Genomic DNA, 22133 nt, shown 5'->3' on the forward strand with positions numbered 1-22133 from the left:
ATCTCCGACGGACGTTCATCGTTGGTGCTTCACGGTGTGCTCATGAGTGCTCGTGCCTGTTCTCGAGGTACTGCTCCAGGGCTGAGATATCCAGATTTCCGGACACTCGTAGGGCTCTGCCGAATGCTCGGCGCCGCTCTGCGGAACGCAAACAAACTGAAACGGGGTGCAGCCATGCACCCCGTCCGGGCTGTCTGCGCCGCGGATCGGGAACAATCGCGACATCGGTGTTCCGATGCTGCGCCACGATCCGCAACAGGTCGGCAGACGGCTCGCGCTGACGGCATCCGATACAGGTGCGAACGGATTGCGCGGGCCGGTCCTGTACCCACTCTACCGGTGACCCGGTCATAACGACGAACCCCTCCCCTCCGGAAGTTACGAACATGTCATCCGCCGGTCGGGATTCGACGTGTTCGGATCAGCTACGGTGCGCTTCCGGCCGGGCGGAGTCGTCCGGTTGCGGAGCCGCGTCGCTGCGGATATCGATGCGCCAGCCCGTCAGACGAGCAGCCAGGCGGGCATTCTGGCCCTCCTTGCCGATGGCGAGGGAGAGCTGGAAGTCGGGCACGATCACCCGTGCCGCCCTGGCGTCGGGATCGACGACAGTGACCGAAACCACCTTCGACGGCGAGAGCGCATTGCCGACGAACGTCGCCGGATCCTCGGCGTAGTCGATGATATCGATCTTCTCGCCCGCCAGTTCACTCATCACGTTGCGCACGCGCTGACCCATCGGGCCGATGCACGCGCCCTTGGCGTTCACGCCCGGCACGGTGGACTGCACGGCGATCTTGGACCGGTGTCCCGACTCGCGCGCCACCGCGACGATCTCGACGGAGCCGTCGGCGATCTCGGGCACCTCGAGCGAGAACAGCCGCCGCACCAGGTTCGGGTGGGTGCGCGAGAGCTGGATCTGCGGGCCACGCGGGCCACGCGAGACACCGTAGACGTAGCACTTGATCCGGTCGCCGTGCTCGTAGGTCTCGCCCGGCACCTGCTCGGCGGGCGGGATCAGTCCCTCGGCGCCGTTGGCCTCGCTGCCGATGCGTACCACCACGATGCCGCGGGCATTGGCCCTGGCGTCGCGCTGGACCACACCACCGACGATCTCACCCTCGTGGGTGGCGAAGTCGCCGAAGGACTTCTCGTTCTCGGCGTCACGCAGCCGCTGCAGCACCACCTGGCGGGCGGTGGTCGCGGCGATGCGGCCGAAACCCTCCGGGGTGTCGTCCCATTCGGAGACGAGGTTGCCGTCGGCGTCGAGCTCACGCGCCATCACCCGCACCACACCGGTCTTCTGGTTGATGTCGATGCGCGCGTTGGCCTCGTGGCCGTCGGTGTGCCGGTAGGCGGTGAGCAGTGCCGACTCGATCGCCGAGATCACGGTCTCGATCGAGATACCTTTGTCGGCGACGATCGCCCGCAAGGCTTCGATTTCAATATTCATTCCGCAACCCCTTCGGTGGGAGTGTCACTGTGTTGTCCTGGTGCGGCGAGGTCGGCGGGTTCGTCGCCCGGTACCGGGCGGCCCGGTGCGATACCGCCCGCGAGCTCGAGTTCGGCGGCGCCCGGTGCGTTGAACTCGACCTGGACGACAGCCTCGGCGATATCGACGACCGGAACGTGCACGCGGTGTGGCTTCACCTTGCCGCCGATGACGAGCGCGATGGCGGTGGCGTCGTCGGTGAACTGGCCGACGCGCGCGTCGAAACGGGCCTTGCCCTCGATCCGCTCGGCGCCGTCGGCCAGCTTCACGCGGACCTTGCGGCCCTGTGCGCGCCGCCAATGCCGTTCGGTGGTGAGCGGGCGCTCCACGCCGGGAGTCGTCACTTCGAGCAGATAGGCGGCTTCGCCGAAATCGCCTGCGGCATCGAGAAGTTCGGACATCTCGCGGCTGAGCGCGGCGATGGCGTCCAGGTCGGCGGGGCCGTCGCTGTCGACGGTGACCTTCACTCGAACCGGAGCCAGCTCGCCATTGCCCGCGGCGGCGATCGCGACGCCCTCGAGGTCGAATCCCCGGCGTGCGACGAGCTCAGCGACTAGCTGGCTCACCCTTTCCTCGGTGGGCATCGGCATATGGGCGGCTCCTGGTTCAGTTGTGACGCGATCGGAAATATCTACGCCGAAGGTCTAGCGTAACGCGCTCAGAGAGTGTAAAGGACCAGGCGCTGAGCGCCACGCACCGGTCCGACTCGGCGTGCCCGAGGCCTGTCAGCACGCATGCGAGCCGCCCGCGTGAGATCTGGCACGATGGTCAACGTGCCCCACCGCCATTCCGTCCCGCCGAGAGCCGGGCGACCTTCCGGCATGCGTTCCGACCGGCACGAACCCTCTCGGTTACGGGTCGAGCCCGCCGCCGCGCACCTCGCCGGGCCGACGCAGGCTCCCACCGGCGCGACCGCGTCGCCGCCGCCCGCCGTAGTGCCGCATCCCACACCGGTGCAGCAGCTTTCGCCGTCGGCGACCGGACGGGTCGACACCCGGCCTGCCTGGCGCCGCCGCACCGTGCTCCGACTCGTCGGCGCGAGCGCGATCGGCCTTCCCGTGGTGGCCACGCTGGCCGCCTGCACCGAGGACGATACCGTCCACGCGCCGGATCCTCTTGCCGCGCAAGAAGTTCTGGCTCGCGCCGATGCCGCGGCCGCGACCGCGGCGATCGCGCTGGCACCCCAGTCGAATGCCGCGCTGAGCACGATCGCCACCGAGCGCACCGCGCACGCCGACGCGCTCCGCACCGAAATCGACCGGGTGATCGGCGTGTACGGCGACGGCACCACGCCCGTTCATCGCACGGGCGCCGTGACCGTGCCCGGCCCCGGCGGATCGCCGGTCCCGGCCTCGGAGGCCGAGACCGCGTCCGCGCAGCCGGCCACCCTCGCGCAAGTGCGTGATCAGCTGGTCCGGTCCCAACAGTCCGCCGCCGCCCTGGCCCGCACCGAAACCGGCTATCGCGCAGGTCTTCTCGCGTCGATCAGCGCGGCCTGCGCCACCCAGGCAGGAGTCCTGCTGACATGACCGAACAGCGAACGGCATTGCAGAGCGCACTCGATGCCGAGTACGCGGCCGTCTACTCCTACGGCCTGATCGCCGCGTACGCCAATGCCGACCGGTCCCGGCTGGTCGCCGAGTTCAGCGCCGCGCATCGAGCACGTCGCGACAGCACGGTCGAACTGCTCGAAGCGGAGGGCACCGCGCCCGACGCTCCCCGCGCCGCCTACACCCCACCCGCCCCGGTCGACGACCCGATCCCCGCGGCGCATCTCGCGGTGAGCGTCGAAACCGATTGCGCGGCAGCGTGGTACGCGGTCGTGGAGAACGCGACCGACGAAGTGGTGCGCGCCACCGCGACGGAAGCCCTCACCGAGGCCGCCGTTCGCCGCGCCCGCTGGCAGACGATTCTGGGATCGGTCCCGGTCACCGTCACCTTCCCGGGACGGGCGTAGCGAACCGAGTCGGCGGTTGCGGGTAGATCGGCGATCTACCCGCAACCGAGGGCCCGACTACGGGCGCATCGCGTACGCGCCGTCGTAGGCCTCGACCTGCTGCCACACCCGACCGAAACGCTCGGCGTCGGCAACCGGGCTGCGCAGGGCCCCGATCGCCCAGGCACGCTGAGCCTCGGTGACCGACGGCTTGCCGAGCAGCGCCGCCGCCTGGGTGTTGAAGTCGCGGATCTGGAAGTCGAAGATCTGATCGAGCACATCGCGGTCGAGCCCGGTGAGCTCGGCCTGCTCGAGAATCAGCTGCCCGTAGACCACCGTGGAGAACAGGTGGCCGATGGTCAGCATGAAGTCCAGGTCCTTCTGCTGGTCCGCATCGGGAGCCGCGGTGAGCAGCAGGCTGCGCAGCGCTTGGGCCTGCTCGTAGAACCGGCCGACATTCGGGACCGCGGATGCCTGCTCGTAGGCGGGGGTCCAGTCGGCGAACTGCACCTTGCCCGCGCCGCGCGCCGGACCCTGCTGCCAGAAGAACGGCTGGTCGCCAGGGGCGAGGTCGGTGCCGATCGCCGGGTATTCCTTCGGGTTGAGCAGGTAGTTCGGCATGAACTTCAGGATCTGGCCCACGTTCACGTGCACGGTACCCTCGAGGCGCGGCAGGTGGTTGATGTAGCGCGAGGCCTGCGCGAAGTAGGTGGCCTTCTCGAACCCCTTGGCCGCCAGCACATCCAGCAGCAGGGTCATCGCGACCTCGGCTTCGGAGGTGACCTTGGACTTGGTCATCGGGTTGAACAGCAGGTAGCGGCGGTCCTCGAGCGAGGCGCTGCGGAAGTAGTCGACGGCGCGGTCGCTGAACAGCTTCATCGCGATCAACCGCGCGTAGGCGTCGACGAAATTGCCGCGCACATGGGCGAAGTCGGTGACGGGGTTGCCGTAGAGGATGCGGTTGTTGGCGTGGGTGATGGCCTCGAAGAACGAGTGCTCGACCATGCCGATGCCGCCGTGGCAGAGGTTGAACTTGCCGACGTTGACGGTGTTGAGCGCGGCCGAGAAGGCCTCCGGCCCCTCGTGCAGCAGGTCGGCGGCGGTCACCGGGTAGTTCTCCAGCCGGAAGTGGCTGACATACATCTGACCGTGGATGACGCTCTCGATCAGGTGGTAGTCGTCGTGGCGGCTGTCGGCGGCGAACCAGATGTAGCCCGCCGGACCCTCGACGTCGGCGCGGCGCGAGAACACCGACACCATCGAGGCGACGTTGCCGTTGCCGATGTAGTACTTCTCGCCGCTCGCCCGGAACAGGATGCCCGCCTCGGCGTCGGCGCTGCCCGGCTCGCTCGGGGTGAGGATCAGGTCGGTGTTGTAGATGTCGGCGCCGTGGTCGCGCTCGGACAGCGCGAACGCCATCACCTGACCGTCGTCGAGATCGGCGGCGGCCTTGCGCTTGGCGATCTCGTTATCGCTCTGCCAGATCGGGCCGAGGCCGAGGATTGTGACCTGCTCGGCGTACCAGTACGCCAGTCCGTAGAACCCGAAGATCTCCGCCAGCGCCGCGTTGCGGGCCGCGTCCCAGCGCTTGTTCGGGTCGCCGTCGGCGTAGGCGGCCGGGGTCAGGAAGGTCGCGAACAGCTTCTCCTTGCCGACGAACTCGAGGAACTCCGAGGTCCACACCGCGTCGCGATCCTCGACCAGCAGCTGCGCCTTGCCCTTGGACTCGAACCACTCGATCGTGACCTTCAGCAGCCGCCGCGTCTCGGCGTCGAAGTGCTGCGGGTCGTAGGTGGCCGGGTTGAACAGCAGGCTGGGCGAACTCGTCATGCCGTTAACTTATCAGCGCCGCCCACTCGCCACGCCGACCCTCACACCCCCTACCAGCACTTTCGCCTACGTAGCCGTAAGTTCGAACAACTTGCTGTTCCCCCCGATCGCACAAGAACCAGATTTCCGGCCTCGCCCAGATGCCGAGCAACTCTCGCCGAGGAGATGCGCCAGGACGTACGAACCGGTCCGCGGCGCGGTCCTACAGACAGCAATCGCGCTGCCCCACATCAAGTGGGACAGCGCGATTCGTGCGATGAACTCAGCCGCGAACCTTGGCGGTGACCGCGCTGACGGCGTCTTCGGCCGGGATCTCCTCGGCTTCGCCGGTGAAGCGGTTGCGCAGCTCCACCTTGCCCTCGGCCCAGCCGCGGCCGATGACCAGGATCCAGGGCATGCCGAGCAGTTCGGCGTCCTTGAACTTCACGCCGGGCGAGGCGGTGCGGTCGTCGAAGAGGACCTCGAGGCCCTCGGCGTCCAGGCCCGCGACGACGTGTTCGGCGCCGTCGCGGGCGGCGGCGTCCTTGTTGGCGATGACGACGTGCACGTCGAACGGGGCGACCTCGGCGGGCCAGCGCAGGCCCTTCTCGTCGTGCTGCTGTTCGGCGATCACCGCGACCATGCGGGAGACACCGATGCCGTAGGAACCCATGGTGAGGCGCACCGGCTTGCCGTTCTCGCCGAGCACGTCGACATCGAAGGCGTCGGTGTACTTACGGCCGAGCTGGAAGATGTGACCGATCTCGATGCCACGGGCGGACACCAGCGGGCCCGCGCCGTCGGGCGAGGGATCGCCGTCGCGGACCTCGGCAGCCTCGATGGTGCCGTCGGGGGTGAAGTCGCGGCCGGCGACCAGGCCGACAACGTGCTTGCCCGCCACGTCGGCACCGGTGATCCAGGCGGTGCCGTCGACGACGCGGGGGTCGACGAGGTAACGAACACCGTTGGCGGCCAGGCCCTTCGGGCCGATGTAGCCCTTCACCAGGAACGGGTTGGCGGCGAAGTCGGCCTCGGTGAGCAGTTCCACCTCGGCGGGTTCGACGGCGGCGCCCAGACGCTTGTCGTCGACCTCGCGGTCACCGGGGACGCCGATGCCGAGGATCTCGGTCTTGCCGTCGGGGTGGCGCAGCTTCACCATCACGTTCTTCAACGTGTCGGCGGCGGTCACCGTGCGGTCGAGGACCTTCGCCTCGTTGGCCCAGTCGACCAGCGTCGCGATGGTGGGGGTGTTCGGGGTGTCGTATTCGACCGCGGCGGCCTGGCCCTCGATGGGCAGCGGCGCGGGCGCGGGCGTGACCACGGCTTCCACGTTCGCCGCGTAGCCGGACTCGACGCAGCGCACGTAGGTGTCCTCACCGACGGGGCTGGCGGCGAGGAACTCCTCGGACGCGCTGCCGCCCATGGCGCCGGAGGTGGCGGCCACGATCACGTACTCGACGTCGAGCCGGTCGAAGATGGCCTGGTAGGCCTTGCGGTGGGTGGCGTAGCTGTTGGTGAGACCGTCGTCGTCGATGTCGAAGGAGTAGGAGTCCTTCATCACGAACTCGCGCCCGCGCAGGATGCCCGCGCGGGGACGTTCCTCGTCGCGGTACTTGGTCTGGATCTGGTAGAGCGTGACCGGCAGATCCTTGTAGGAGTTGTACTCGCCCTTGACGGTGAGCGCGAACAGCTCCTCGTGGGTGGGCCCGAGCAGGTAGTCGCCGCCCTTGCGGTCCTTGAGCCGGAACAGGCCTGGCCCGTACTCGGTCCACCGGTTGGTGGTCTCGTAGGGCTCGCGCGGCAGCAGCGCGGGCAGCGAGATCTCCTGGGCGCCGGTGGCGTCCATCTCCTGGCGCACCACGTCCTCGATCTTGCGCAGCGTGCGCAGACCGAGCGGCAGCCACGAGTACACGCCGGGGGCGACCCGGCGGACGTAGCCGGCGCGAACGAGCAGTTTGTGGCTGGGCACTTCAGCGTCGGCGGGATCGTCTCGCAGGGTGCGCAGGAACAGGCGGGAGAGGCGGGTGATCACGAATGCACAGGGTAGTCCCTGGTCCGCGCGGGGCGACAGCCGATTACCACCTGGGCGCCCGCAGGCCCCCGAAAACCGGTTCCGACAAAAGAGCGCATACCAGGTTACCCACTACAAATCTATTTCAATCATCAGATAACAACCTGATAACGTAACCGCATCTGGCAATTCTTACGTGACTAGATTTTCTCTATAAGTCAATTACGCACTTACAACAGAAAATTGGTGGCGGTGACGCTGCCCTTGCGAGAGGTCACAATGGCTGAGACGAAATCCATGTCGAAGCGCTGTACAGCGGTGTTCACCGGAGCCGCGTTGGTGGCCGCGGCCCTCGCCGGATGCACCAAGACCGAGACCACCGAGAGCGGTCAGCTCCTGCAGTCGCTGAAGGACAAGGGCACGATCACCGTGGGTTTCGCCGGTGAGGCGCCCTATTCGTTCGAAGAGGGAGGCCAGCTCACCGGTGCCACGGTGGCCCTGCACAAGGAGATCTTCGCCAACCTCGGCATCAAGACCGTCGACGGTGTGCAGACCGAGTTCGGCGCACTGATCCCCGGTCTGCAGGCCAATCGCTTCGACGCGGTCAGCGCCGGGATGTCGATCTTGCCGAAACGCTGTGAACAGGCATCTTTCAGCGAACCGGAATTCATGTACACCACCGCACTGATGGTGAAACCCGGTAATCCGATGAATTTGACGGATATGCAGTCGATCAAGGCCGGTGGCGCGAAGATGGCCGCGATGACCGGCGCCATCGAATCCGATTACGCCAGCTCGCTGGGCATCGACGCCACCCAGGTCGGCACCCCGCAGGACGGAATGGACGCGGTCACCTCCGGGCGCGCCGACGTGTTCGCACTCACCGCGATCTCGCTGAACTGGCTCAAGAGCCACACCCCCAACGCCGCGGTCGACGTAACACCGTCGTTCGTGGCCGTCATCGACGGCAAACCGCAGGTCGGCGCCGGTGGCACCGTGTTCCGCACCACCGATCCCGATCTGCTCGCCGCCTACAACGCCGAGCTGGCCAAGATCACCGGCGACAAGGACAAGTACTTGTCGATCGTCGGGAAATTCGGGTTCACCGAGCGCGAGCTGCCCGATCCGAAGTACACGACGGCCGCGCTGTGCAAGGGCGAAATCTGATCCACGCATGAGCAATGTCGATGCGGTCCGCGATGCCCTGCCCTCGTTGTGGCAGGGCATCGCGGTCACGCTGGAGCTGACCATCGGCGGCGCGCTGCTCGCGTTCGTCCTCGCCCTCGCCCTCGGCACCACCGCCCGCGTGCGCAATCTCGCGGCACGCGGCAGTGCCAGGGTCATGATCGAATTCTTCCGCGGCACCTCACTGCTGGTGCAGATCTTCTGGCTGTTCTATGTACTGCCGTTGCTCGGCTACAAGCTCGACCCGCTGTTCTGCGGCATCCTGGCGCTCGGCCTCAACTACGGCGCCTACGGCGCCGAGGTGGTGCGCGGCGCGCTCAACGCGGTGCCGCGCGCGCAGTTCGAGGCGGCGGTCGCGCTGAACTTCAGTCCGTGGCAGCGGATGCGCAGGGTGCTGTTCCCGCAAGCATGGGCGCTGATGCTGCCCTCGCTGACCAATCTGCTGGTCCACCTGCTCAAAGGCACCGCAGTGGCGTCCTACATCACCCTGCACGACCTGACCTACGAGATCGGTGACCTGCGCAAGACCACCAGCGACACGCTGTTCTCCTTCGGTGTCGGCCTGGTCATCTACTTCGTCCTCGGCTACCTGCTCACCCTGGGCATGAACCTGCTCGAAACCCGCGCCAAGACCAAGCTGGGTCGCGGCGCGTCGCTCAAGGAGGTCCTCAGCCTGGCGCCCGACGACACGAAGGTGGCGCCATGAGAGCCGAATGGAGTTGGGAGCGCGCCCGCGAGGCGCTGCCGGTGCTGTGGGACGGCTTCCAGATCACACTGCTGGCCACGGTGCTCGGCTTCGCCCTGGCCGCGGTGCTCGGGCTGGCGATCGCGATCATCCGTCGCACGATGCCGCGCCCGATCGCCGCGCCGGTGCACGCGGTGAGCGAGTTCGTCCGGCTCACCCCGCTGGTCGTGCAGCTGCTGTTCGCCTACACACTGTTCACGCAGTTCTCGGCGTTGCAGATCGGCATCGTGGTGCTGGGCATCCACTATTCGAGTTACCTGGCCGAGGTGTACCGGGCCGGGATCGAGGCGGTGCCGAAGGGACAGTGGGAGGCAGCGCGCGCCCTGTCGTTGCCGCCTGCCCGCACCTGGGGCGCGGTGGTGCTGCCGCAGGCGATCCGGGCGAGCCTGCCCGCGCTCGGCACCAACGCCGTCTCGATGTTCAAGGACACACCGTTCCTGTTCGCCATCTCGGTCGTCGAATTGGTGACCGCCGCACAGCAATTCGGGGCACGCAATTTCGCGTACCTGGAGTCGATCACGATGGCCGGGGTGTTCTTCCTCGTCGCCAGCTACCCGACGTCTGTGCTGATCAGAAGACTGGAGAAGCGACTTGCCTACTACTGACGAGATGATCCGATTCGATCAGGTGGTCAAACGCTTCGGCGACCTCACCGTGCTCGATCACCTCGATTTCAGCGTGCGCCGCGGGGAGAAGGTCACCCTGATCGGGCCGTCGGGGTCGGGCAAGACCACCATTCTGCGGCTGCTGATGACCCTGGAGACGATCAGCGACGGCGTGATCTGGGTCGACGGTGAACCACTCACCCACACCGAGCGCGGCGGAAAGCTGGTGCCCGCCAAGGAGAAACACCTGCGCGCGGTGCGGACCAAGATCGGCATGGTGTTCCAGCAGTTCAACCTGTTCCCGAACATGACGGTGCTGGAGAACATCACCGAGGCGCCGATCCATGTGCTCGGCAAGTCGAAAGACGAAGCGCGCGAACGTGCTCGCCATCTGCTCGACGTCGTCGGCCTGTCGGACAAGGCCGGCGCGCATCCCTCGCAGCTGTCGGGCGGGCAGCAACAGCGGGTCGCGATCGCCCGGTGCTGCGCGATGGATCCGAAGGTCATGCTGCTCGACGAGGTGACGTCGGCCTTGGATCCGGAACTGGTCGGCGACGTCCTCGACGTGCTGCGCACCATCGCCGAAACCACCGACATCACCATGCTGATCGTCACCCACGAGATGCGTTTCGCGCGCGAGGTCTCGGATCGGGTCCTGATGTTCGACTCCGGCCGCATCGTCGAACAGGGCCCGCCGGAGCAGATCTTCGAAGCACCGACCAACGAGCGCACGCGCAAGTTCCTCGAAGCCGTGCGCTGAACCACGCGGACAGCGGATCGGGGCGGGTCCAGCGAGGCCGCTGACCGCCGGACGACCGGTCCGCGGCGGGGCGGGGCGCGGTGGTGGTTGCGGCGACGATTACCGTTGTCGATCGTGCTGGTGCTGCTGCCTCCCTCCGAAACCAAGTCCGACGGCGGATCGGGCGTGCCGCTGGAACTCGCCGATCTCGCGATGCCGCAGCTCAGCGCGATTCGCGACAAGTTGATCACCGAGGTCGTCCAGCTGGCGGCCGACCCCGCTGCCTCGGCCGCGGTGCTCGGTCTGGGTAAAGGCGCCGACGCGGAGATCGCCCGCAACGCGAGCCTGCGCACGTCGGCGACCCGCCCCGCCCTCGAGCGCTACACCGGGGTCCTCTACGACGCCCTGGACGCGAAGTCGTTCACCACGGTGCAGCGGGCCAAGGCATTCGCCCGCCTGGGGATCGGATCGGCCCTGTTCGGCGCGGTTCGCGCGGCCGACCCCATCCCCGCCTACCGCCTCTCCGGCGGCACCAAACTGCCAGGGCTGCCGACACTTTCGGCCCTCTGGCGCGACGTGCTGCCCGACGCTCTCTACGCGGAGGCCGCGGGCGAGCTCGTCATCGACCTGCGGTCGGGTACCTACCAGCAACTCGGCCGAGTCCCCGGCGCCATCACCGCCAATGTGCTCACCGAGCACCCGGACGGCTCACGCACGGTGGTCAGCCACTTCAACAAACATCACAAGGGTCTGCTCGCCCGCGCGCTGGTCCTCACCCGCGCCGACCCCACCGACATCCGCGCCGTTACCCGGGTAGCCACCAAGGCAGGCCTGCGCGCCGAAATCGCCTCCCCCACCGAACTTCTGATCATCACTCGGTGACGGGCGCCATCAGCTGGATGAGGTTGCCGCAGGTGTCGTCGAACACCGCGGTGGCGAACGCGCCCATCGGGGCGGGGGCCTGCGTGAAGAAGACATCGCGGTCGAGCAGCCGGCGGTATTCGGCGTCGAGATCGTCGACGGTGAAGACGATGACGGGGATACCTTCGGCGCTCAGTGCCGTTTTGTAGGCCTTGGCGGCCGGATGCTGGTCGGGCTCGAGCAACAACTGGATGCCGTCGACATCGGCGGGTGAGACGAGGGTGAGCCAGTCGAATTCGCCGAGCGAGACCTTGTCTTTGACCTGGAAGCCGAGCACGTCCGTGTAGAAGGCCTCGGCCTTGGCCTGGTCGTCGACGAAAACGCTGGTCACTCCGATGCGGATCATGTGTCCTCCTGAGGGATGGGCCAACGCACCGAAATCGCCTGTAGCGGCGTGAAATCGGCGTGATGGAACTTGTATCGGCCTTGCCGGCGGGTATGGACGAGACCGACTTCCTCGAGCACGCCCAGGTGCTGGGTGATCGCCTGACGTGACGAGCTGATGCCGTGCTTGTTCACGAGGCGGGCGCACAATTCGAACAGGGTTTGCCCGTCGCGATCAGCCAGTTCGTCGAGCAGCGCGCGTCGTGTCGAATCCGCCAACGCGGTGAAGATATCGGTCACTCTGCACGCTCCGTTCACTCCCCTCGAACCATAGGCAAGTGTGCGCTTGCCTGTCAAGCGCAAGTGCTCGCTTGCCTGTCAAGCGCCACACCCCGCCCGCCAACCTCGCGCCGCCTCCACCAACCGGGCGCGAACCACGTCGACGTGTGGTCGCGACGGTGCGCCGATCCGGCGGGCCAGGAAGCCGGTGTTGATCGGCGGGTCGGCGGGATCGAGCAGCGTGACCAGCGTTCCGTCGGCCAGTTCCCGGCCGCACAGGTAGTGCGGAAGCACGCTGATCCCCGCCCCCGAGGTGACAGCGGCCAGTACCGCGCGCAGATCGCCGACGATCAGGGCGGGCTCGGTTTCCAGGCGGGTCTCGAAGACATGGCGCCAGTAGCGACGCAGGATCGGCAGATCGGCGGCGTAGCTGACGAGCGGGATGCCGTCGAGCGCGATCGGGCCCTCGGCCCGCAGACGGTCGGCGTCGATCCGGTCGGCGATCGACGGGGCTGCGACGAGCAGGAATTCCTCGTCGACGAGCGGTTCCGCCAGCACGGTCCGACCGCGTGGGCGGGTGGTGGCGAAGACCAGGTCCAGCGCCCCCGAATGCAATCGAGCGAGCAACTCGTCGGTCAGGCCGGTACTGACCGTGAGCCGCACACCGTCGGCGACCAACGGCGACAACGCGGGCACGATCTTGGCGGCCAGCATCTCCGCCGGTCCACCGAGCAGCACCGGCGGCTCGGGCGGGGCCGCCCGGGCGGTCGCCGCACCGCTGACGACCGCCTCCAGCTCCTCGAGTGGACCGCCCACCCGTGCCGCGAGCTCGTGACCGGCGGCGGTCGGCGTCACCCCGCGCGGCAGGCGTTCGAACAGCGGCCTGCCGAGGTGCCGTTCGAGCGCCTGGATCTGCGTGGTCACGGTCGGCTGGGACAGCCCGACCTGGGCGGCGCCCGCGGTGAGCGAGCCGGTGCGGAACACGGCAAGGAAGGTCCGCAGCTGCACCAGATCCATCGATCCATCGGCTGACCTATGTCTCATATAGGCAATCCTATTGGTCAGGAGATGCCATCAACCCTAGCGTTGTTCCCATGGCACACATCCTGTTCGTTCTCACCGGCACTGATCATTGGACACTGGCCGACGGCACCGAACATCCCACCGGCTACTGGGCCGAGGAATTCACGGCGCCCTATGCGGCCTTCACCGCCGCGGGCCACACCGTTACCGTGGCGACCCCGGACGGCGTTGTCGCGACCGTCGACCAGGCCAGCCTGGCCCCCGAGGTCAACGGTGGCGCCGACGGTGCGGCGGCGGTCGCCGAAATCCTGTCCGGCGCCGACGCATTGCGGAATCCGCTCGCTCTCGACAAGGTCGACCTCGCCGACTACGACGCCGTCTTCTATCCCGGCGGACACGGCCCGATGCAAGATCTCGCCGTCGACCCGGTCTCGGGCACCCTGCTCGTCAACGCCCTTGCCTCCGGCAAACCGCTCGGCATCGTCTGCCACGCCCCCGCCGCGCTACTCGCCACCGCCGAATCGGGCAACTCCCCCTTCGCGGGCTACCGCCTCACCGCGTTCAGCAATGCCGAGGAAACCCAGGCGGGCTTCGCCGACAAGGCGAAGTGGCTGCTCCAGGATCGCCTGGTCGCACTCGGTGCCGACTACCGCGAAGGCGACCCGTGGGCCCCGCACATCGAGGTGGACCGCAATCTCTACACCGGCCAGAACCCCGCGTCCGCGGGCCCGCTGGCCGCCGAAATGCTCACCGCCCTCTGACACAGCGCCGTATCGACCGGCTGCGGTCGTCGACGACCGCAGCCGGTGCCGCCGGGTCGGTAACCCGGGATCACCGGAGCCACCGAGACAGGGGCAGTCGGCCGGTCAGCCGATCTCCGCGGTGAGTTCGGCGAGTTCCGCGGCGAGGTTGGCGCGGGCGATCGCCTCGTACCGGTCGTGGGCGAGGTCGGTGCGGAAAAGGCGGGGCTGGTCGGCCAGATTGCGCAGCACCGAGGCGCGCCCGGCCCGGAACAGATCGTCGGGCACGTGGGCGTATTCGGCGCGGATCGCGGTGGTGTAGGCGGCGTATTCCTGCGGACTACCGCCGAGCACAACGAGGTCGGCATCACAGAGCACCGCGCCGTTCGCGTCACCGGGCTGTGGACGGTGCCCACGGGTCACAACCACGAGCCGCACTACCTCCTCGACCAATTCCGGTGCGGCACCGAGTGATTCGAGGATGTCACGGCCCAGGTCGGCGCTGCGCTCCTCGTTGTCGGCCCGGGCGACGGCGTAGATCGCGTCGTGGAAGAACGCCGCGTAGCGCACGGCGTCGATATCGGTTGCGGCATCGGCCAATTCGTCGATGGCCGCGAGCATCACCGCCAGGTGCGTGCCGGTGTGGTAGCGGCGGTGCGGTTCGCTGTAGCGCCCCACTACTCCGGCACCGATCTGTTCGGCCCCGATCCCGGCCAATGCGATCCACCGGTCCATCAGGTTCTGTGACAACGCACTCATACAACAAGTTTCGTCGTCGGTACCGACACCCACAACCCCCCGAAACTGGTCGTCCGGCCGGTCGCGGCCGGCCGGACGACGCTCAGCGCTCAGACCTCGGCGGCGGCGAGGGCCGCACGCACCTCCTCGGCGCCCGCGGGCTTCGAGGCGGGCGGCCAGTTGTCGTCGGCGGCATAGGGGCGTACGTAAACCGGGGTATCCCGTTGGGAGCGGCGGCTTTCGGCGAGGGACCCACCGTCGACCACGTCATAGCCGATGGCGTCGATGAGGTCGGTGGCGAGCTTCTTGGCGTCGGGGTCGTCGCCGAACACGGGCAGGGCAGACCGGTCCGCGGCACCGACCGGGCGCGCGAGTTCGGCGAGGTTGGCGTAGGCGATGTTGTTGAACGCCTTGACCACCTTCGATTCCGGCAGGTGGCGTTGCAGCAGTTCGCTGGTGGTGGTCTGGTCGGCGTCGAGTTCGGGGAAGGCGCCGTCGCGGTCGGGATAGTAGTTGTTGGTGTCGAACACGACCTTGCCCGCGAGCGGTGCGACCGGTACGTCCCGATACGCCTTCAACGGCACCGTGACCACCACATAGTCGCCCGCTTCGGCCGCTTCGGCCGGGGTACCCGCCCGAGCCCGCGGACCCAGCTCGGCGACCAGATCCGCCAGGGTCTGCGGTCCGCGTGAGTTGCTGAGCACCACGTCATAACCCGCGTCCACCGCCAGCCGCGCGACGGTGGATCCGATATGTCCGCTACCGATCAATCCGAGTGTCGTCATGCGCAGCACAACCGCCACCACCGCATCGTTGTTCCCGCGCACCGCGGCCGTTGTCACCGCGCCCACTGCCGGATAGCGTGGGGCGATGGTGTCGTCGGCTCATCTGGTCTCGTTCGCGGGTTTGGCGTTTCTGCTGGTGATCGTGCCCGGACCCAGCGTCTTGTTCACGATCGGCCGGGCACTCACCGTCGGGCGACGATCGGCGCTGATGACCGTGCTGGGCAATGCGGTCGGGGTGTACGGCCAAGTCGTGGCAGTCGCGTTCGGGTTGGGCGCGGTGGTGGCGGCGTCGGCGGCGGTGTTCACCGCGATCAAACTGGTCGGCGCCGCCTATCTGGTCTATCTCGGCGTGCAGGCGATTCGCCATCGTGACGCGCTACGGACTGCCTTTCACGCCGAGCAGGACGTGGCCGCGCACAGTCCGATGGCGGCGTTGCGCGACGGCGTGATCGTCGGGGCCGCCAACCCGAAGACCATCGTCTTCCTGGCGGCGCTGCTGCCACAGTTCGTGGATACCACGCACGGTGCGGTCCCTCAGCAGATGTTGATCCTCGGGCTCTGCATCCCCGTGTTCGGCCTGATCTTCGACTCGCTCTGGGCGTTCGCGGCCGGGTCGGCACGGTCCTGGTTCGCGCGGTCGCCACGCCGTCTCGCCGCCATCGGCGGTACCAGTGGCCTGGTGATGATCGGGCTCGGCACGTCACTCGCTCTCACCGGTCGCAAAGACTGAACTACAACCGTCAGGATCTTCGATGAAGAGCTTGCTGCTCACCGGCGCTGTGGCGCTGATGGTCTCGGTGTCGACGCACGCGGTGGCACAGGCCGAGGTGCGGCCGGGCGCCACCTACGTCGCGCTCGGTGATTCCGGGGCAGCCACCACCGGTGCGGTCGATCTCGACGTGACGGCTCCGCTGCGCTGTGTGCGGTCCACCGCCAACGCGCCGAAGCTGGTCGCCGAAAAACTCGGGCTGGCGCTGGACGACCGGACCTGCAGCTCGGCGAAGATCCCGGATCTGTACGGGTCGCAAGGCGCCGGGATCGACCCCCAGTTCGACGCACTCGGTCCCGCCACCCGGATCGTCACCCTGCACATGGGCGCCAACGACGCCGGCATGACCGAGTTCATCCTCGGCCACTGTCACGCCGGAGCACTCAGCGGCGGTTGTGCCGCCGAGGCAGATCCGGAGTGGGACAACAGGATAGACGCGATCGCGCCCGCCTACGCCGCCGCGCTGGCCGACATCACCCGGCGCGCACCCGAGGCGACCGTTTTCGTCGACGGGTGGCCCACCTATCTCACGAACACCAGCTGCCCGGCCATGCTCGGCCTGCTTCCCGCCGACGCCGCCTACATCCAGTCCAAGTTCGAACGCCTCAACACCGTCGTCGCGCGGGCGGCCGCCGACCACGGCGCCGTGTACATCGATACCGTCACCGCCTCCCGCGAATTCGGGATGTGCGCCGACCCTGGCGTCCGCTGGTTCGATCCGATTCTCGCCGATCAGACCCTGCTCCCCTATCACCCCACCCTCGCGGGCCAACGGGGCGTCGCGGACCTGATCGTCGCCGCCGTCGAGTCGACCGGAGTCCTTTCCCGCTGACCCCTGCGGTCTAGAGCTTCGCGCCACCCGCGGTGAGGTCGCGCACGAGCAGCGCGGCGTGCAGGGAGGTGCGCGATTCACCGTCGTCGAGGTCGACGGCGAGGACGCGTTCGATGCGGGCGAGACGGTCGTAGAGGGTGGGCCGGCTGATCGCGAGCGCCTTGGCGAGCTCGGTCTTGTTGCCCGCCAGGTCGAGGAAGCGGCGCAGCGTACCGGTGAGGTCGGCGGTGTGGCGGATGTCGTAGCGCAGCAGTGCCCCGAGTTCGGCCTCGGCGAAACTCTGCACGCCGGGCTCGTCGCGGATCAGCGACAGCAGACCGCGCAGACGAATATCCGCGCTGCGGAAGAACGCGCGATTCGCCGCCGCGGTCATCGACAGGGCTACCTCGGCGACACCCGCGGCATGCGCGAGCCTGCCCGCGGTGTCGAGGAGGGAATCGGAGTCGGCGCCGACGCCGACGACCGCACGACGCACGTTGTCGACCCGGCGGACCTCGGCCAGCACCGCCGAACACACCGTCGCCAGCCGGCCGTCGACGTCGCCGCCCCGCGGCACCGCGAGGATCACGGTGACCTGCTCCCCATCGGAGCCACCGCGGGTTCGCCGATGTTCCGCCGCGCTGAGCGCCGACGCGTCGACCAGGCCGAGCGCATGCGTCAGCGCTTCGACGATGGCCTCGCTGCGTCGTTGCGCCGCCACCGGATCCGGTGCCGGCTCGGTATCGATCTCGATCGCCAGCGGCACATAACGAGCCCGGCGGTGCAGACCGAGGGCGGCCGCGCGCGCCTGCGCGTCGCGCTCGTCGATCACCCGGCCCTCCACCAAATCGGCGATCAGGCCGGTCTGGGCCTGGCGGTGCAGGCCGAAACGGTCCTTGTCGATCATCCGGTGCAGGGTGATGGTCTGCGCGGCGCGTTCGAGGACCATGCCCACCCGCGCGGTGTGGGCATGGTCGGTGCGCAGGATCAGCCTGCCCCAGCGCTGTGTGTGCGGTCCGACGCCGACCACACCGGACCCGTCGGGCAGCATCCGCGACACCGATTCCCAATCATCGAGCAGCGCGGCCGAACTGGTGTGGCGGGCGGTAACCGCCAGCACCCGATGCGACAGGTCTTCCAGCACCACCGACGCGTCGAGCATGCTCGCGGCCGTGTGCACGATCTCGGCCAGCGCGGCGCGGCGCACGCTCAGCTCGGTGAAGGTCTCGTGCACGGTGCGCGCGAATTCGAGTTCGGCGTATTGGTCGGCGACGATCGCCCGATGGACGGCTTCGGTGATCTCCACGAAGCGGGTCACCCGGTGCAGCACGATCACCGGCAACCCGAGTTCGGCGGCCGTGGCGGCAACGACGGGACCCAGCTCGCTCACGTAGCTGCCCAGCTCCACGACCAGTCCCGCGACGCCGGCGGCGGACAGCGATCTCAGGTAGACGATCCGCGCCTGCTCAGGAGCGGCGAGCGCCTGCCCGGTGGTCAGGATCAACTCCGAGCCGACCAGGAGGTCGGCCACCTCGGCCTGGTCGCTGACATGCACCCAGCGCACCGCCCGGTCCAGGTTCGCGGCACAGATGACCTCGGGTTGCCCGGCCTGCATCACCGGCGTCGCGAGCACATCGGCCACGGTCATCAGCATTGACGAATCGTAATATGAATGCCGCGATTGTGTACATATCGTCGGCCCGCCGACGGCTCAGGATGGACCAGGGTGGAAGCACCACACCACCGGCGACACGAGGCATTCATGCAGTCCATCGGGCACTGGATCGACGGCAAATCGGTCAGCGGCAGCAGCGAGACCACCGCGCCGGTGACCAATCCCGCCACCGGCGCCGTCACCGGGGAGCTGGCGCTGGCCAATGTGGCCGACACCCGCGCCGCGATCGACGCCGCGACGATGGCCTTCGCCTCCTGGCGTGACGCCTCGCTCACCCGCCGCACCCAGGTGCTGTTCCGCTTCCGCGAACTCCTGGCCGAGCGGAAGACCGAACTGGCCGCGGTGATCACCGCCGAACACGGCAAGGTGGCCGCCGACGCGCTCGGCGAGGTGACCCGTGGGCTCGAAGTCGTCGAATTCGCCTGTGGTGTCCCGCATCTGCTCAAAGGCGGCTTCACTGAGAACGCCTCGACCGATGTCGACATCTACTCGATCCGGCAGCCGCTGGGTCCGGTCGCGATCATCGCACCGTTCAACTTCCCCGCCATGGTGCCGATGTGGTTCTTCCCGCTGGCGATCGGCGCGGGCAACACCGTGGTGCTCAAGCCGAGCGAGAAGGACCCGTCGGCGGCGCTGTGGCTGGCGCGGCTGTGGCAGGAGGCAGGCCTGCCCGACGGTGTGTTCAATGTCGTGCAGGGCGACAAGGTCGCCGTCGACGAGCTCCTGGACAACCCGGCCGTCAAGGCCGTCTCGTTCGTCGGCTCGACCCCGATCGCCAAGTACGTGTACCAGCGCGGCACCGCGGCGGGCAAGCGGGTGCAGGCGCTCGGCGGCGCGAAGAACCACATGGTGGTACTGCCCGACGCCGATCTGGACCTGGCCGCCGATGCCGCCGTGAACGCCGGTTTCGGGTCGGCGGGTGAGCGGTGCATGGCGATCAGCGTGGTCGTCGCCGTCGGCGGGGTGGCCGACGACCTGGTCACCAAGATCAGTGCACGAGCCGCGAACATCGTCACCGGTGACGGCACCGGTGGCGCCGAGATGGGCCCGCTGATCACCCGGGCGCACCGCGACCGGGTGGCCGAGTACATCGACGCGGGCGAGACGGCCGGTGCCCGGGTGGTGCTCGACGGGCGCGATCTCACCGTCGACGGCGCACCGGACGGATTCTGGCTGGGCCCCACGATTCTCGACGAGGTCACCCCGACCATGAGCGTCTACACCGACGAGATCTTCGGCCCGGTGCTGTCGGTCGTGCGGGTCGGCACCTATGAGGAGGCGGTGGCGCTGATCAACGCGAACCGCTACGGCAACGGCACCGCCATCTTCACCAACGACGGCGGCGCGGGACGACGGTTCCAGCACGAGGTGGAGGTGGGTATGGTCGGCATCAACGTCCCGATCCCCGTGCCGATGGCCTATTTCAGCTTCGGCGGCTGGAAGAATTCCCTGTTCGGTGACTCGCACGCGCACGGCACCGACGGCGTGCACTTCTTCACCCGCACCAAAGCGGTCACCACCCGCTGGCTCGACCCGAGCCACGGTGGGCTGGAACTCGGTTTCCCACAGAACAAGTGACTTCAGGAGACTTCGCCATGACGCTTTCCGAAGAGGCCGCTCGCGCCTACGAGCTCGACCGCCGCCACGTCTTCCATTCCTGGTCCGCGCAGGCGACTCTCACGCCGACGGTGCTCACCGCCGCCGAGGGGTGCTACGTGTGGGACGGCGAGGGCAACCGCCTGCTCGACTTCTCCTCGATGATGGTGAACACCAATATCGGCCACCAGCATCCGAAGGTCGTGGCCGCGATCCAGGAGCAGGCGGCCAAGCTGTGCACTGTCGCACCCTCGTTCGTCAACGATGCCCGCTCGGAAGCGGCCCGCCTGATCAGCGAACGCACGCCCGGTGACCTCGACACGATCTTCTTCACCAACGGCGGCGCCGACGCCGTCGAGCACGCCGTCCGGATGGCGCGACTGCACACCGGCCGCTACAAGGTGCTCTCGCGCTACCGCTCCTATCATGGCGGCACCGAGACCGCGGTGAACCTCACCGGCGACCCGCGCCGCTGGCCCAACGACCACGGCAACACCGGCACCGTGCACTTCTTCGGCCCGTTCCTGTATCGCTCGGAGTTCCACGCCACCGACGAGGCGCAGGAAACCGAACGCGCGCTGGCGCATCTGGAACGCACCATCGAGATGGAGGGTCCGGCCACCATCGCCGCGGTCGTCCTGGAGTCGGTCCCGGGCACCGCGGGCATCATGGTGCCGACCACGGAGTACATGCGTGGAGTGCGCGCGCTGTGCGACAAGCACGGCATCGTCTTCATCGCCGACGAGGTGATGGCAGGCTTCGGCCGGACCGGAAAGTGGTTCGCCATCGACAATTTCGATGTCGTGCCCGATCTGATCACCTTCGCCAAGGGCGTGAACTCCGGGTATGTCCCGCTCGGCGGCGTGGCGATCAACGCGGCCATCGCGGCGACCTTCGCCCACCGCCCGTATCCCGGCGGGCTCACCTATTCCGGTCATCCGCTGGCCACCGCCGCTGCCGTCGCGACGATCAACGCGATGGCCGAGGAAGGCATTGTCGAGAACGCCGCCGACATCGGCGCGCAGGTCATCGGGCCCGGCCTTCGTGAACTGGCGCAACGGCATCCGAGCATCGGCGAAGTCCGCGGGCTCGGTGTCTTCTGGGCCGTCGAGCTGGTCCGGAACCGGGCCACCCGCGAGCCACTGGCCCCCTACGGCGGCACCAGCCCCGCGATGAACGAACTGGTGGCCGCCTGCCGCGCAGGCGGGATGCTGCCGTTCGTCAATTTCAACCGCTTGCACGTGGTCCCGCCGTGCGTGATCACCGAGGCCGAGGCCAAGGAGGGGCTCGCCATCCTCGACCAAGCCCTCACCGTCGCCGACGCGCACACCGTCGCTACCCCTTGATCCAGTCGATCGCGACGGCGACGACGGCGGCGTTGAAGAAGAAACTCAGCACGCTGTGGGCGGTGACGCGCCGGCGCATCGACCGGTGCACCACCTTCACATCCGATACCGCGAACGACGTACCGATGGTGAACGAGAAGTACACGAACTCCGACAGCTGCGGCACCGGGCACTCCGGGAAACGCAGTCCCCCGTCGGCGAACTGGGCCCGCGCGTAGATCTGCGCGAACGCGGTGTGCAGGAGCAACCACGACATCAGCACCGTCGCCGCCGCGACGGCGTTGTCGGCATCGCTGTCGCGGGCGCCGATCATGATCATCCCGGCCGCCAGCCCGGCGCCACTGGCCACCACCGCGAAAGTGGTGGTGTACCAGCGTGGACCGATCCAGTCGATGGAGTCGTCGGGCAGGTCGCGGCGCAACAGCAGCCAGCCCGACGCGACATAGGCGACGGCCAGCAGATCCCAGACCAGCAGCAGGCCGATCCCGCCGGTTGTCCACGAGAAGAGCGACAACCAGACCACACCGAGGACGGTCAGCCCGAGCTCCAGTACCCACACCAGCGTGCGACTCATGGCCGCAACGTCTACCACGCCGCCGCGTGGACA

General features: G+C 68.0%; 24 protein-coding genes. 12 read left to right on the forward strand and 12 right to left on the reverse strand.

Annotated elements, in window-relative coordinates; all coding sequences use genetic code 11:
• Positions 1-40: 40 nt before the first annotated feature.
• The 3 genes from ACWFRF_RS14780 to rimP form a co-directional block, all read right to left on the reverse strand.
• Positions 41-352, reverse strand: coding sequence for a YlxR family protein (locus tag ACWFRF_RS14780; RefSeq protein ID WP_101468594.1), 312 nt, complete (start codon positions 350-352; stop codon positions 41-43).
• 69 nt (positions 353-421) lie between these two features.
• Entirely contained in the window at positions 422-1450 is a 1029-nt protein-coding gene (gene nusA / locus ACWFRF_RS14785; RefSeq protein WP_378626517.1) for a transcription termination factor NusA, read from the reverse strand.
• Positions 1447-2079 (reverse strand): ribosome maturation factor RimP, encoded by a 633-nt coding sequence (gene rimP / locus ACWFRF_RS14790; protein WP_452450364.1) that lies wholly within the window; start codon positions 2077-2079, stop codon positions 1447-1449. The genes nusA and rimP overlap by 4 nt, the downstream gene beginning before the upstream one ends.
• A gap of 231 nt (positions 2080-2310) precedes the next feature.
• On the opposite strand from rimP, the gene ACWFRF_RS14795 reads away from it, so the two are divergent.
• Both ACWFRF_RS14795 and ACWFRF_RS14800 read left to right on the forward strand, forming a co-directional pair.
• Entirely contained in the window at positions 2311-3018 is a 708-nt protein-coding gene (locus ACWFRF_RS14795; RefSeq protein ID WP_452450366.1) for a hypothetical protein, read from the forward strand.
• A complete protein-coding gene (locus ACWFRF_RS14800; RefSeq protein ID WP_378992332.1) occupies positions 3015-3446 on the forward strand; it encodes a ferritin-like domain-containing protein in 432 nt (143 codons plus the stop codon). Before ACWFRF_RS14795 ends, ACWFRF_RS14800 begins: the two co-directional genes overlap by 4 nt.
• Before the next feature lie 57 nt (positions 3447-3503).
• Here ACWFRF_RS14800 and ACWFRF_RS14805 read toward each other — a convergent pair whose 3' ends face one another.
• A complete protein-coding gene (locus ACWFRF_RS14805; RefSeq protein WP_452450367.1) occupies positions 3504-5255 on the reverse strand; it encodes an acyl-CoA dehydrogenase family protein in 1752 nt (583 codons plus the stop codon).
• Positions 5256-5517: 262 nt separating this feature from the next.
• Entirely contained in the window at positions 5518-7266 is a 1749-nt protein-coding gene (locus tag ACWFRF_RS14810; protein WP_452450369.1) for a proline--tRNA ligase, read from the reverse strand.
• Positions 7267-7542: 276 nt separating this feature from the next.
• On the opposite strand from ACWFRF_RS14810, the gene ehuB reads away from it, so the two are divergent.
• The 5 genes from ehuB to yaaA all read left to right on the forward strand — a co-directional run bounded on the left by ehuB (position 7543) and on the right by yaaA (position 11401).
• Complete coding sequence (ehuB, locus tag ACWFRF_RS14815) at positions 7543-8412, forward strand: ectoine/hydroxyectoine ABC transporter substrate-binding protein EhuB (protein ID WP_378992405.1); 870 nt, start codon at positions 7543-7545, stop codon at positions 8410-8412.
• A 7-nt stretch (positions 8413-8419) separates the two neighbouring features.
• Positions 8420-9136 (forward strand): ectoine/hydroxyectoine ABC transporter permease subunit EhuC, encoded by a 717-nt coding sequence (gene ehuC / locus ACWFRF_RS14820; protein WP_378992329.1) that lies wholly within the window; start codon positions 8420-8422, stop codon positions 9134-9136.
• Positions 9133-9780 (forward strand): ectoine/hydroxyectoine ABC transporter permease subunit EhuD, encoded by a 648-nt coding sequence (ehuD, locus tag ACWFRF_RS14825; protein ID WP_378992328.1) that lies wholly within the window; start codon positions 9133-9135, stop codon positions 9778-9780. Before ehuC ends, ehuD begins: the two co-directional genes overlap by 4 nt.
• Positions 9781-9784: 4 nt before the next feature.
• Complete coding sequence (ehuA, locus tag ACWFRF_RS14830) at positions 9785-10540, forward strand: ectoine/hydroxyectoine ABC transporter ATP-binding protein EhuA (protein WP_379315222.1); 756 nt, start codon at positions 9785-9787, stop codon at positions 10538-10540.
• A gap of 114 nt (positions 10541-10654) precedes the next feature.
• Positions 10655-11401: a peroxide stress protein YaaA gene (gene yaaA, locus ACWFRF_RS14835; protein WP_379315221.1), complete on the forward strand. Its 747-nt coding sequence runs from the start codon at positions 10655-10657 to the stop codon at positions 11399-11401.
• On the opposite strand, the gene ACWFRF_RS14840 is transcribed toward yaaA, so the two are convergent.
• The 3 genes from ACWFRF_RS14840 to ACWFRF_RS14850 form a co-directional block, all read right to left on the reverse strand.
• A complete protein-coding gene (locus ACWFRF_RS14840) occupies positions 11391-11783 on the reverse strand; it encodes a VOC family protein (protein WP_378992404.1) in 393 nt (130 codons plus the stop codon). The two genes, yaaA and ACWFRF_RS14840, sit on opposite strands and share 11 nt — an antisense overlap.
• Entirely contained in the window at positions 11783-12064 is a 282-nt protein-coding gene (locus tag ACWFRF_RS14845) for an ArsR/SmtB family transcription factor (RefSeq protein ID WP_378992324.1), read from the reverse strand. The genes ACWFRF_RS14840 and ACWFRF_RS14845 overlap by 1 nt, the downstream gene beginning before the upstream one ends.
• A gap of 78 nt (positions 12065-12142) precedes the next feature.
• A complete protein-coding gene (locus tag ACWFRF_RS14850; RefSeq protein ID WP_379315220.1) occupies positions 12143-13060 on the reverse strand; it encodes a LysR family transcriptional regulator in 918 nt (305 codons plus the stop codon).
• Positions 13061-13137: 77 nt separating this feature from the next.
• Here ACWFRF_RS14850 and ACWFRF_RS14855 point away from each other — a divergent pair, with 77 nt between their 5' ends.
• On the forward strand, positions 13138-13827 hold the full coding sequence (locus ACWFRF_RS14855; RefSeq protein ID WP_387442301.1) for a type 1 glutamine amidotransferase domain-containing protein: 690 nt from the start codon (positions 13138-13140) through the stop codon (positions 13825-13827).
• Between the two features lie 105 nt (positions 13828-13932).
• Here ACWFRF_RS14855 and ACWFRF_RS14860 read toward each other — a convergent pair whose 3' ends face one another.
• Both ACWFRF_RS14860 and ACWFRF_RS14865 read right to left on the reverse strand, forming a co-directional pair.
• Positions 13933-14565, reverse strand: a complete 633-nt coding sequence (locus ACWFRF_RS14860; protein ID WP_387442298.1) for an HD domain-containing protein — start codon at positions 14563-14565, stop codon at positions 13933-13935.
• Between the two features lie 89 nt (positions 14566-14654).
• Entirely contained in the window at positions 14655-15395 is a 741-nt protein-coding gene (locus tag ACWFRF_RS14865) for an NADPH-dependent F420 reductase (RefSeq protein WP_379313996.1), read from the reverse strand.
• Positions 15396-15414: 19 nt separating this feature from the next.
• Here ACWFRF_RS14865 and ACWFRF_RS14870 point away from each other — a divergent pair, with 19 nt between their 5' ends.
• Both ACWFRF_RS14870 and ACWFRF_RS14875 read left to right on the forward strand, forming a co-directional pair.
• Positions 15415-16059 (forward strand): LysE family translocator, encoded by a 645-nt coding sequence (locus ACWFRF_RS14870; protein ID WP_378992315.1) that lies wholly within the window; start codon positions 15415-15417, stop codon positions 16057-16059.
• Positions 16060-16081: 22 nt separating this feature from the next.
• Positions 16082-16930 carry an SGNH/GDSL hydrolase family protein gene (locus tag ACWFRF_RS14875; protein ID WP_452450373.1) on the forward strand — a complete coding sequence of 283 codons (849 nt, stop codon included), beginning with the start codon at positions 16082-16084 and terminating at the stop codon, positions 16928-16930.
• A gap of 10 nt (positions 16931-16940) precedes the next feature.
• On the opposite strand, the gene ACWFRF_RS14880 is transcribed toward ACWFRF_RS14875, so the two are convergent.
• Positions 16941-18563 carry a PucR family transcriptional regulator gene (locus ACWFRF_RS14880; protein ID WP_452450374.1) on the reverse strand — a complete coding sequence of 541 codons (1623 nt, stop codon included), beginning with the start codon at positions 18561-18563 and terminating at the stop codon, positions 16941-16943.
• Positions 18564-18671: 108 nt separating this feature from the next.
• On the opposite strand from ACWFRF_RS14880, the gene ACWFRF_RS14885 reads away from it, so the two are divergent.
• Together ACWFRF_RS14885 and ACWFRF_RS14890 are read left to right on the forward strand one after the other, a co-directional pair.
• A complete protein-coding gene (locus ACWFRF_RS14885; protein ID WP_452450376.1) occupies positions 18672-20162 on the forward strand; it encodes a CoA-acylating methylmalonate-semialdehyde dehydrogenase in 1491 nt (496 codons plus the stop codon).
• Positions 20163-20179: 17 nt separating this feature from the next.
• Positions 20180-21526 carry an aminotransferase class III-fold pyridoxal phosphate-dependent enzyme gene (locus tag ACWFRF_RS14890; RefSeq protein WP_452450378.1) on the forward strand — a complete coding sequence of 449 codons (1347 nt, stop codon included), beginning with the start codon at positions 20180-20182 and terminating at the stop codon, positions 21524-21526.
• Here the strand turns inward: ACWFRF_RS14890 and ACWFRF_RS14895 are convergent.
• Positions 21516-22100, reverse strand: coding sequence for a DUF1345 domain-containing protein (locus ACWFRF_RS14895; protein WP_452450380.1), 585 nt, complete (start codon positions 22098-22100; stop codon positions 21516-21518). The two genes, ACWFRF_RS14890 and ACWFRF_RS14895, sit on opposite strands and share 11 nt — an antisense overlap.
• Positions 22101-22133 lie beyond the last annotated feature (33 nt).

This window comes from Nocardia sp. NPDC055165 (assembly GCF_053606985.1).

What these genes read in the sequence shown, in the direction of transcription:
- ACWFRF_RS14780 (WP_101468594.1), bottom strand. Translation starts at nt 352, where the DNA reads ATGACCGGGTCACCGGTAGAGTGGGTACAGGACCGGCCCGCGCAATCC.
- nusA (WP_378626517.1), bottom strand. Translation starts at nt 1,450, where the DNA reads ATGAATATTGAAATCGAAGCCTTGCGGGCGATCGTCGCCGACAAAGGT.
- rimP (WP_452450364.1), bottom strand. Translation starts at nt 2,079, where the DNA reads ATGCCGATGCCCACCGAGGAAAGGGTGAGCCAGCTAGTCGCTGAGCTC.
- ACWFRF_RS14795 (WP_452450366.1), top strand. Translation starts at nt 2,311, where the DNA reads ATGCGTTCCGACCGGCACGAACCCTCTCGGTTACGGGTCGAGCCCGCC.
- ACWFRF_RS14800 (WP_378992332.1), top strand. Translation starts at nt 3,015, where the DNA reads ATGACCGAACAGCGAACGGCATTGCAGAGCGCACTCGATGCCGAGTAC.
- ACWFRF_RS14805 (WP_452450367.1), bottom strand. Translation starts at nt 5,255, where the DNA reads ATGACGAGTTCGCCCAGCCTGCTGTTCAACCCGGCCACCTACGACCCG.
- ehuB (WP_378992405.1), top strand. Translation starts at nt 7,543, where the DNA reads ATGTCGAAGCGCTGTACAGCGGTGTTCACCGGAGCCGCGTTGGTGGCC.
- ehuC (WP_378992329.1), top strand. Translation starts at nt 8,420, where the DNA reads ATGAGCAATGTCGATGCGGTCCGCGATGCCCTGCCCTCGTTGTGGCAG.
- ehuD (WP_378992328.1), top strand. Translation starts at nt 9,133, where the DNA reads ATGAGAGCCGAATGGAGTTGGGAGCGCGCCCGCGAGGCGCTGCCGGTG.
- ehuA (WP_379315222.1), top strand. Translation starts at nt 9,785, where the DNA reads ATGATCCGATTCGATCAGGTGGTCAAACGCTTCGGCGACCTCACCGTG.
- ACWFRF_RS14850 (WP_379315220.1), bottom strand. Translation starts at nt 13,060, where the DNA reads ATGGATCTGGTGCAGCTGCGGACCTTCCTTGCCGTGTTCCGCACCGGC.
- ACWFRF_RS14855 (WP_387442301.1), top strand. Translation starts at nt 13,138, where the DNA reads ATGGCACACATCCTGTTCGTTCTCACCGGCACTGATCATTGGACACTG.
- ACWFRF_RS14860 (WP_387442298.1), bottom strand. Translation starts at nt 14,565, where the DNA reads ATGAGTGCGTTGTCACAGAACCTGATGGACCGGTGGATCGCATTGGCC.
- ACWFRF_RS14870 (WP_378992315.1), top strand. Translation starts at nt 15,415, where the DNA reads ATGGTGTCGTCGGCTCATCTGGTCTCGTTCGCGGGTTTGGCGTTTCTG.
- ACWFRF_RS14875 (WP_452450373.1), top strand. Translation starts at nt 16,082, where the DNA reads ATGAAGAGCTTGCTGCTCACCGGCGCTGTGGCGCTGATGGTCTCGGTG.
- ACWFRF_RS14880 (WP_452450374.1), bottom strand. Translation starts at nt 18,563, where the DNA reads ATGCTGATGACCGTGGCCGATGTGCTCGCGACGCCGGTGATGCAGGCC.
- ACWFRF_RS14885 (WP_452450376.1), top strand. Translation starts at nt 18,672, where the DNA reads ATGCAGTCCATCGGGCACTGGATCGACGGCAAATCGGTCAGCGGCAGC.
- ACWFRF_RS14890 (WP_452450378.1), top strand. Translation starts at nt 20,180, where the DNA reads ATGACGCTTTCCGAAGAGGCCGCTCGCGCCTACGAGCTCGACCGCCGC.
- ACWFRF_RS14895 (WP_452450380.1), bottom strand. Translation starts at nt 22,100, where the DNA reads ATGAGTCGCACGCTGGTGTGGGTACTGGAGCTCGGGCTGACCGTCCTC.